We start from the raw sequence: 1,097 nt of genomic DNA on the forward strand, positions 1-1,097 counted from the left end.
ACGTGCGAGCCGAGGTACCCGGACGCCCCGAGTACGACGACCGCGCCGCTGGCGCTCACCGCATGCCGGCCGGGACCGGCCGCGAGTCCAGCGTGGCGGTGGTGTGCCGGGCCGCCCGGAAGTCGGGGGCGTCCAGGATCCCGCTCAAGAAACCGACCGTCGTACTCAAGCCCGGCCCGGTCACCACCGTCTCGTCCAGCGCGCGGAGCATTCTGCGGCGAGCCGACTCGCGGTCGGGACCCCAGGTCACGATCTTGGCCAGGAGCGAGTCGTAGTGGGGCCCGATCTCGTCGCCCGCTCCTACGTGCGAGTCGACCCGGGTGAAGGGGCCACCGGGCAGCATGAGCCGCTCGATCCGGCCCGGTGTCGGTGCGCAGGCCCGATCCGGGTCCTCGGCGTTGATCCGGCACTCGATGGCCGCCCCGGACGGGGCGGTGACCGGGCCGGGTCCCCGCTCGCCCGCGGCTATGAGCAGTTGCTGCTGGACGAGGTCCAGCGCGGTGGTCATCTCGGTGACCGGGTGCGCCACCTGGATCCTGCTGTTCACCTCGAGGAACGAGAACTCCCCGCCGTCGGTGAGCAGGAACTCCACGGTTCCGGCCCCGCGGAATCCCACCGCGCGCATTCCCGCGGTCGCCGCTGCCGCGATCCGCTCGCCCAGCTCGGCCGGGAGTCCCGGCACCGGCGCCTCCTCGACCAGCTTCTGGTGGCGCCGCTGGATGGAGCAGTCTCGGCCGCCAACGGCGGTCACTTCGCCGTGGTCGTCCGCGAGCACCTGGATCTCCACGTGCCGGGCGCCGGTCACGTAGCGCTCCAGATAGACGGCGGGGTCGCCGAAGACGGCGCGTGCCTGCGCCGAGGTCCGCCGGACGGCGGGAGCGAGATCCTCGACCCGGTGCACGACAGTCATCCCCCGGCCGCCGCCACCGGCGACCGCTTTCACGATCAGCGGCAGGCCGACCCGGTTCAGCACCGTGCCGGCCTCCTCCGGCCCGGTCACCGCGCCCTCGCTGCCGGCCAGGACGGGCACCCCGGCCGCGGCCATCAGCGCCTTGGCCCTGGCCTTGTCACCGAGCGCGGCCATGACCTCCGGCGGC

General features: G+C 73.7%; 1 protein-coding gene. It reads right to left on the reverse strand.

Translation table 11 applies throughout. The features are described 5' to 3' along the window. Window positions 1-55 precede the first annotated feature (55 nt). The coding region (locus D8M34_RS17995) for an ATP-binding protein (RefSeq protein WP_126894707.1) at window positions 56-1,097 on the reverse strand (1,042 nt) is incomplete at its 5' end.

The organism is Microbacterium sp. HSID17254 (assembly GCF_003989315.1).
GTDB lineage: Bacteria > Actinomycetota > Actinomycetes > Actinomycetales > Microbacteriaceae > Microbacterium.